We start from the raw sequence: 7594 nt of genomic DNA, 5'->3' as shown, positions 1-7594 counted from the left end.
CTGCGGGGTCACGACGCTGTGCGCGCCGCCGACCGTCTGGCGCATGCTGATCCAGGAGGATCTGAAGGCATGGCCGGTCAAGATCCGCGAACTGGTCGGCGCCGGCGAGCCGCTTAATCCGGAAGTGATCGATCAGGTCAAATCGGCCTGGGGCCTGACGATCCGCGACGGTTTCGGCCAGACGGAGACGACGGCCCAGGTCGGCAACAGCCCCGGCCAGCCGGTCAAGGCCGGCAGCATGGGACGCCCGCTTCCCGGCTACGACGTCGTTCTGATCGACGCCGACGGCAACGAGACGGAGGAGGGCGAGATAGCGCTCAAGCTCGATCCCCGGCCCGCCGGGCTGATGGCGGGTTATCAGGCATCGTCCGAGGAGCCGGTGCAGGCGCCGCAGGGGGCATATTACCGGACCGGCGACGTGGCGAGCAGGGATGCCGACGGCTACCTGACCTATGTCGGCCGCGCCGACGACGTGTTCAAGGCAAGCGACTACCGCATCAGTCCGTTCGAACTGGAAAGCGCCCTGATCGAGCACGAGGCCATCGCCGAAGCGGCCGTAGTCCCCAGCCCGGATGCGCTGCGGCTGGCGGTGCCCAAGGCGTTCCTGATCCTGACCGGCGACAGGGAGCCGTCGCGCGAACTGGCGCTGGAGATCTTCCAGCACATCCGCGCCACCCTGCCGCCGTACAAGCGTATTCGCCGGATCGAGTTCGCCGACCTGCCGAAGACGATCTCCGGCAAGATCCGGCGCGTCGAGCTGCGCCGCCGCGAGCAGCAGGCGGACCGGGGGACGGAGTTGCGCGGCGTGCTGGAGTTCTGGGAAGAGGACTTCGCGGAACTGCGGGGGTGAAATAAAAAAAAACGAAATTTCCGTAGGTCGTGCTAAAGCGAAGCGGCAGCCGACATAGACGCGCCGGCTTGTCGGCTGCCGCTTCGCTTTAGCACGACCTACGAACTACCAAAAAAGCAAAAGCGGCGGCAAGTGATACTTGCCGCCGCTTTTGCTTTCGTCCGTTCCACTCCTCAGCCCTGAACGGCTTCAGGCTTCAGCCAGCGCTTGATCAGCGGGTTGGGATCGTCCTTGGCGATACCGGGCTGGTAGACGACACTGACTTCGCTCAGCGCGTTGGCCCAGCTATCCAGGTTGGTGCCTTCCGGAGCCTCGACCGAGGTGAAGCCGGTGCGCTTCAGGAACAGATACTGGTCGGGCAGCACATGGCCGACGGCGCGGATTTCACCCTCGTAGCCGTAGCGCTCCCGCAGCTCGCGTGCGGTCGAGAAGCCCCGGCCGTCGCGGAACTTGGGGAATTCCACCGCGACCAGCGCGAACCGGTCCAGGTCCTCGGCGATGGCGGGGGCCAGCGTACCGCCCTTCAGGCGGACGCCGAGCTTGGTATTGCGGCCGGCGAAGCTGTCGCGCTCCGCCTGCCAGCGCTCGAAGCTGATGATGGCGGGAATGTCGCCGGGGACGGGTTCGCCGTCCGGCACGCTGGTCCAGCTATCTTCGGCCGGGCGACCGTCCTCAATCAGCGGCATAGATTCTCTCCTTGAAGGGGCCGTGGCCGATGCGGCGGATCGTGTCCAGGAAGCGCTCGCCCTCACAGCGGTTGGCCATGTAGACATCGACCATGGTGTCGATCGCATCCACCGCCGCCTCTTCCGTGACTGCGGGACCGACGATGTCGCCGATCGCGGTGGTCAGGGTCGCATCGCCGCCGATGGTGATCTGGTAGCGTTCCTCGCCGCGCTTATCGACGCCCAGGATGCCGATATGACCGACGTGGTGGTGGCCGCAGGCGTTGATGCAGCCGCTGATCTTGATGCCGAGTTCGCCGATGGCCTGCTGCCGCGCCGGATCGGCGAAGCGCGCCGAGATCGCCTGCGCCAGCGGGATCGAACGGGCGTTCGCCAGTGCGCAGTAATCCAGGCCGGGGCAGGCGATGATGTCGCCGATCAGGCCGATATTGGCGGTCGCCAGACCGATCGCGTCGAGCTGCCGCCACAGGTCGAACAAATCGTCCTTGCGGACATGGGCCAGGACGAGGTTCTGGGCATGCGTCACCCGGATCTCGCCGAAGCTGTAGCGGTCGGCCAGATCGGCCAGCGTATCCATCTGCTCCGACGTGATGTCGCCGGGTATGCCGCCGGCCGGCTTCAGGGAGACGGAAACGATGGCGTAGCCGGGCGCCTTGTGATCGGCGAGGTTGACCGTGGCCCAGCGGGCGAACTCGACGTTTTCGGCCTTGCGGCGCTCGAATTCGGCGGATTCGGCCGGCAGCGTCTCCAGGCCGGGGGAGGCGAAGCGGGCGCGGATGCCTTCGACGATCTCGGGCGCCAGGGTGAACTTCGGACGCGGCAGACGGGCGAATTCTTCATCGACCTCGGCCTTGAACTTGTCGATGCCCAGCTGGTGGACCAGGATCTTGATGCGCGCCTTGTAGATGTTGTCTCGCCGGCCGTACTGGTTGTAGACGCGCAGGATCGCTTCCAGATAGGCCGCGAAGTCCTCCTCTGGCACCCACTCGCGGACCAGCTTGCCGACGAAGGGGGAACGGCCAAGGCCGCCGCCGACATAGAAGGTGAAGCCCGTCTCGCCGGCCTCGTTCCGCTTGGCGATCACGCCGACGTCGTGGGTCCGGATCGCGGCACGGTCGCTGTCGGAGCCCATGATCGCGATCTTGAACTTGCGCGGCAGATAGGTGAATTCCGGGTGCGCGATGGTCCACTGGCGCAGGATCTCGGCATAGACCCGGCCATCGACGATCTCGTCGGCGGAGGCCCCGACGAACTGGTCGGTGGTCACGTTGCGGACGCAGTTGCCGCTGGTCTGAAGGGCGTGCATGTCCACTTCGGCCAGTTCGCCCAGGATGGCTGGCGTATCTTCCAGCTTGATCCAGTTGAACTGAAGGTTCTGGCGCGTCGTGAAGTGGCCGTAGCCCTTGTCGTACTTGCGGCCGATCTCGGACAGCTTGCGGAACTGCGTCGTGGTCAGGACGCCGTAGGGAACGGCGATGCGCAGCATATAGGCGTGAAGCTGGAGATACAGGCCGTTCATCAGGCGCAGGGGCTTGAACTCGTCCTCCGTCAACTCGCCGGCCAGACGGCGCGCCACCTGTTTGCTGAACTGCTCCACGCGCTCGGCGACGAAGCGGCGGTCGAGGTCGTCGTAGCGGTAGATACCGGCGTGGTCGTCCGGTTCGGAGCCGACGGTGCCGGGACCGGGAATGCCAGGGTCGGCGCGGAAAGCGGTGGCAGTCATTTCACAAATTCCAGGATGTTGCGCGACGAGGATCAGGCCGCGGCCTGCTTGCCCAGATCGGTTCGGACAGTGGGACCGAGCGACCGGATGCGCTCGCGGATCGTGACGGGTACTCGCCTGCCGTCCTCGATCAGGACCTCGAACACGTAGATATCGACGGCGAGACGCTCTTTCTCGGCCTCGGCCTTCGCCGCTGCCAGGGTTGTTTCGGCGGTCGCCTTGTCCTCGTAAAGGCCGGCATCCGCCAACCCTTCGACCCAGCCCGCTTCGTCGTTATAGAACACGACGGCGCCGTCGCGCAGCCGGTTGCCTGTGATGGCGCGGAAACTCATGGCGATCCCCTTAAACGTCTCTCGTACAAGCCGGCAAACTGAAATTCATGGCCGATACTGATCATGAAACATCGTATTCCAGATCCAGGAGCGCCACAGTTCCACACACCGTCCAATAGCTAAGCGAAGCGGCGGAAATTTATAGTGGGCGACCACGCATGTGCAATGAGATTAATTGCACATGCGCAATGCGTCGCGGGCAGATATCGCCAGAGATTTTTACATGACGACGGTGTCGTTACAGGCTCACGCCTGCGGCGGCTGACCGTTGGAAGCGCTGAGGCCGCCGTCCACCGGCAAGTTCACCCCGTTGACGAACCGGGCGTCGTCGCTGGCCAGGAAGGCGATGACCGGAGCGATATCTTCCGGGTCGGCGGCGCGGCCCAGCGGAATTCGCTCCTTGAACTTGTCCATCAACTTCTGATCGTCCTTCATGTCCTGTGTCAGGTCGGTGAAGGTCAGGCTGGGGTTGACCGCGTTGACCCGGACTCCCTTGCCGCCAAGCTCCAGCGCCAGCGACCGTGTGAAGTTCGACACCGCCCCCTTCGCCGCGTTGTAGAAGCTCATGTTCCAGTCGCCGCCAAGCCCTGACACGGAGGACACGTTGACGATGGATCCTCCCGTCTTCAGCAGATGCGGCACCGCCGCCCGGCAGCCATAGAAGACCCCGCTGACATCGGTCGCGATGACGGCGTGCCAGTCCTCGACCGAAGCTTCGGTTACCGGGCCGTTGGGCGCGATGCCGGCATTGTTGACCAGCACGTCGAGCTGGCCGAACTTCCCGACCGCCGCCGCAACCAGACCCTCCACCGATTTCTGGTCCGCCACGTCGGCCACATGGACCAGCGTCCGCCCGGCGTCCAGGTCCTTCGCCACATCCTTCAGCTTGGCCTCGGTCCGGCCGGCGAGCACGACGGACGCCCCCTCCTCCGAAAAGCGGCGGGCGGTGGCGGCGCCGATGCCCGAGCCGGCGCCCGTGACGATGACGACCTTGCCTTTGAAACGTTCGCTCATGGAAGCATTCTCCGGGTTATGGGGATCCGCCCATTGGGGCGGCCCTTTCCCGGACAATGGCTGGCGCCGAAATCCGTTGCGGTTCCCGGCGGGAAGCTGCAATGCGAACGAGGGCGGCTACTTTTGGCCGAGCGCCTGAGCCCGCAGCGCCGACAGCGTCGTGCGGGTGGTGATGACCTCGGGGTCCATCCGCAGCTCGATCACGGCGGGCAGGCCCGATTCCACCGCCTGTTCGAACACCGGGGCGAAGTCGGCGGTACGCTCCACGGCGGCGCCGAACGCCCCGTAGCTGCGGGCGAGTGCCGCGAAGTCGGGGTTGGTCAGGTCCGTGGCGCTGACGCGGCCGGGATAGCGCTTCTCCTGATGCATCCGGATCGTGCCGAAGATGCCGTTGTTGAACACCAGGATGATTGGGGCCGCCTTGGCGTGCATGGCGGTCGCCAGCTCCTGCCCCGTCATCTGGAAGCCGCCGTCGCCGACGAAGCTGACCACGAGCCGTTCGGGATGGACGATCTTTGCGGCGACCGCCGCCGGGACCGAATAGCCCATGGCGCCGCTGGTCGGCCCCAGCTGGCGCCCCGGCCTGCCGTACTTCAAAAAGCGCTGAGCCCAGCCGCTGAAGTTGCCGGCATCGATCGTGACGATGCTGTCAGCCGGCAGACGGTCGCGCAGCCAGACCGAGATGGCGCCAAGGTCGAGCGCGCCGCCATAGGCCGCAGGCTCCAGCCACTCCAGGAAATCGCGCCGCCCGGCCTCCATCCAGTCGCGCCAGCGGTCGGAGCGCAGGTCGTGGAACTTGGGCAGGCTGGAAAGCGCCGCCGCAAAGGCGGCCGATCCCGCCTGGATCGGCAGGTCGGGGCGGAAGACCCGGCCCAGTTCCTCGGCGGAGGCATGGACGTGGATCAGCGTCTGACGAGTTTCCGGCAGGTCGATCAGCTCGTAGCCCTGGGTCGTCATCTCGCCCAGCCGTGCGCCGATCACCAGCAGAAGGTCGGCTTCCTTGACCCGCGCCAGCAGCTTGGGGTTGGGTCCCGTGCCAAGATCGCCGATCCAGGCCGGGCTGTCGTTGTCCACCACGTCCTGCCGGCGGAAGGAGGAGCAGACCGGGATGTTGCAGGACTCGGCGAAGCGCCGCAAATCCTCACACGCGGCATCTGTCCAGCCGCTGCCGCCCGCCAGGATAATCGGCCGGTCCGCCAGGGCCAGAAGCTCGGCGGTGCGCTTCAGGTCGGACATTCCGGGATGGGCCTGGACCTCCGTGTAGCGGCCGGTCGGCGCAACCGACACCCGGTCGCGCAGCATGTCTTCCGGCAGCGCCAGCACGACCGGGCCGGGCCTGCCCGACGTCGCCACATGGAAGGCGCGGCTGATGAATTCCGGGATGCGCGCCGCGTCGTCGATCTGGGCCGCCCATTTGGCGACGGGCGAGAACATGCGGCGGTAGTCGATCTCCTGGAAAGCCTCCCGCTCCGCCTGATCGCGCGCCACCTGCCCGACGAACAGGATCATCGGCGTAGAGTCCTGCATGGCGGTGTGGACGCCGATCGATGCATTGCAGGCGCCGGGGCCGCGCGTGACGAAGCAGATGCCGGGACGGCCCGTCAGCTTGCCGGCGGCCTCCGCCATGTTGGCGGCGCCGCCCTCGTGCCGGCAGGTGATCAGGCGGATATCCGGGGCGTCATGGAAGGCGTCCAGCACATCCAGGTAGCTTTCCCCCGCGACGCAGAATGCCAAGTCAGCGCCATGGACGCGCAGCGAATCGACAAGGATCTGCCCACCTGAGCGGGGCTTGGATGTTCCTGACATGACGTTTCCCGGATTATTTGCTGAGCAACTGATAGATCGGGCGGAGTTTCCGACGCACCGCCCGGTATGTCAATCAATGGCCCCGATCAGTTACCCTTGCGCTGCTCCAATGCCTTGTAGGCATTGCCGAATCCCTTCAGGGAAAGCTGGGCCGCTATCCGCTGGTCCGGTGGAATCTTGAAGCCGACGATGCCCCGGTTGCCGCTGCGGAACATGTTCAGCACCTGATCGCGAAGCGTCGCCCGGACAAGGCAGACATTGGGATTGCACGACTGGATCGGTAGATCGAGCGCCGGCTTGGTATCGATCTGGAGCACCATGCCCGCTTCCTTGATCGCCTGTGGAGCAAGGTTGAATCCAAGCGACGGAGTATTGACGCCGGGGCGGAAGTAGATCGCGGCGCTCAGCAGGCCCAGCTTGCTTTCCTCCGCGACAACGTTCTGCGTGATGATGCATTTCGGGGCGCCTTCCGGCACCCTGTCCCTGCATTGCAGTTCCCAGTCGTCGAAGCGCTTCGTCTCGTCGGCGGCTGCGGCGGGGCTGGCGGCGAGTGCCGTGAAAGCCATCAGTGCGGCGCCTAGACCGAGTCGAACCCCTGAAAGCCGGGCGATGGAAAGCATGAGAATTCCTCCTTGAAGACGCCTTCGCGGCGGCTGCGTATTTTGCCGTACCCGTGGGTGTCATCGGTGCTGGACCCCAGGCTGGTCAGAACCCATAGTTCGACGGACATACCGCACGCAACGTTTAAGGTGAGCAGCCGGTGGCGAAGGATCGGACTTTGTTGGGAACAGGCTTAAGGCTTGGATGCGCCGCAGTCGCGCTGGCGAGCGCTCTGGTTGCCGGACCGGCATTCGCGAAGGACGATCTGGTGATCGGCGCGATCCAGTTCCCCGGAACGTTCCATCCCAGCATCGATGCGATGGCGACCAAGAACTACATCCTGGACATGGCCCGGCGGCCCTTCACCACCTTCGACCAGGACTGGAAACTGATCTGCATGCTCTGCACCGAGTTGCCGAGCCTGGAGAAAGGGACCGCCGTCGAAGTCACAAGACCCGACGGCACCAGGGCGATAGATGCGACCTTCACGATTCAGCCCGGCGCCGCCTGGGGCGACGGTACTCCTATTACGACGAAGGACGTGCTGTTCACCTGGGAAGTCGGCAAGCACCCGCAGAGCGGC

7 protein-coding genes and 1 pseudogene are annotated in these 7594 nt (G+C 65.3%); 2 read left to right on the top strand and 6 right to left on the bottom strand.

Annotation, left to right across the window (positions count from 1 at the left end; all coding sequences use genetic code 11):
* Nucleotides 1–850 (top strand): AMP-binding enzyme (locus AC5JJ6_RS33025; RefSeq protein WP_496046108.1); only part of this gene is annotated, 850 nt, incomplete at its 5' end.
* A 173-nt stretch (nucleotides 851–1023) separates the two neighbouring features.
* Here AC5JJ6_RS33025 and AC5JJ6_RS33020 read toward each other — a convergent pair.
* The 6 genes from AC5JJ6_RS33020 to AC5JJ6_RS32995 form a co-directional block, all read right to left on the bottom strand.
* Nucleotides 1024–1536: a DUF934 domain-containing protein gene (locus AC5JJ6_RS33020; protein ID WP_496046107.1), complete on the bottom strand. Its 513-nt coding sequence runs from the start codon at nucleotides 1534–1536 to the stop codon at nucleotides 1024–1026.
* Nucleotides 1523–3259, bottom strand: a complete 1737-nt coding sequence (locus AC5JJ6_RS33015) for a nitrite/sulfite reductase (protein WP_496046106.1) — start codon at nucleotides 3257–3259, stop codon at nucleotides 1523–1525. The genes AC5JJ6_RS33020 and AC5JJ6_RS33015 overlap by 14 nt, the downstream gene beginning before the upstream one ends.
* Nucleotides 3260–3291: 32 nt before the next feature.
* A complete protein-coding gene (locus AC5JJ6_RS33010) occupies nucleotides 3292–3591 on the bottom strand; it encodes a DUF2849 domain-containing protein (protein ID WP_496046105.1) in 300 nt (99 codons plus the stop codon).
* Nucleotides 3592–3837: 246 nt separating this feature from the next.
* A complete protein-coding gene (gene budC / locus AC5JJ6_RS33005; RefSeq protein WP_496046104.1) occupies nucleotides 3838–4605 on the bottom strand; it encodes a meso-2,3-butanediol dehydrogenase in 768 nt (255 codons plus the stop codon).
* Between the two features lie 117 nt (nucleotides 4606–4722).
* Complete coding sequence (locus tag AC5JJ6_RS33000) at nucleotides 4723–6411, bottom strand: thiamine pyrophosphate-binding protein (protein WP_496046103.1); 1689 nt, start codon at nucleotides 6409–6411, stop codon at nucleotides 4723–4725.
* 86 nt (nucleotides 6412–6497) lie between these two features.
* Nucleotides 6498–7031: an invasion associated locus B family protein gene (locus AC5JJ6_RS32995; RefSeq protein WP_496046102.1), complete on the bottom strand. Its 534-nt coding sequence runs from the start codon at nucleotides 7029–7031 to the stop codon at nucleotides 6498–6500.
* A 161-nt stretch (nucleotides 7032–7192) separates the two neighbouring features.
* Here AC5JJ6_RS32995 and AC5JJ6_RS32990 point away from each other — a divergent pair.
* A pseudogene (locus AC5JJ6_RS32990) lies at nucleotides 7193–7594 on the top strand (peptide ABC transporter substrate-binding protein); the annotation flags it as partial.

It is taken from the genome of Skermanella sp., assembly GCF_059503625.1.
The sequence above is the reverse complement of the archived record's forward strand: the minus strand, read 5'-3'. Positions and strand labels throughout refer to the sequence as shown.

Excerpts from the sequence above, each read along its gene's own strand:
- AC5JJ6_RS33015 (WP_496046106.1), bottom strand. The coding sequence starts at position 3,259 with ATGACTGCCACCGCTTTCCGCGCCGACCCTGGCATTCCCGGTCCCGGC.
- AC5JJ6_RS33000 (WP_496046103.1), bottom strand. The coding sequence starts at position 6,411 with ATGTCAGGAACATCCAAGCCCCGCTCAGGTGGGCAGATCCTTGTCGAT.
- budC (WP_496046104.1), bottom strand. The coding sequence starts at position 4,605 with ATGAGCGAACGTTTCAAAGGCAAGGTCGTCATCGTCACGGGCGCCGGC.
- AC5JJ6_RS32995 (WP_496046102.1), bottom strand. The coding sequence starts at position 7,031 with ATGCTTTCCATCGCCCGGCTTTCAGGGGTTCGACTCGGTCTAGGCGCC.
- AC5JJ6_RS33020 (WP_496046107.1), bottom strand. The coding sequence starts at position 1,536 with ATGCCGCTGATTGAGGACGGTCGCCCGGCCGAAGATAGCTGGACCAGC.
- AC5JJ6_RS33010 (WP_496046105.1), bottom strand. The coding sequence starts at position 3,591 with ATGAGTTTCCGCGCCATCACAGGCAACCGGCTGCGCGACGGCGCCGTC.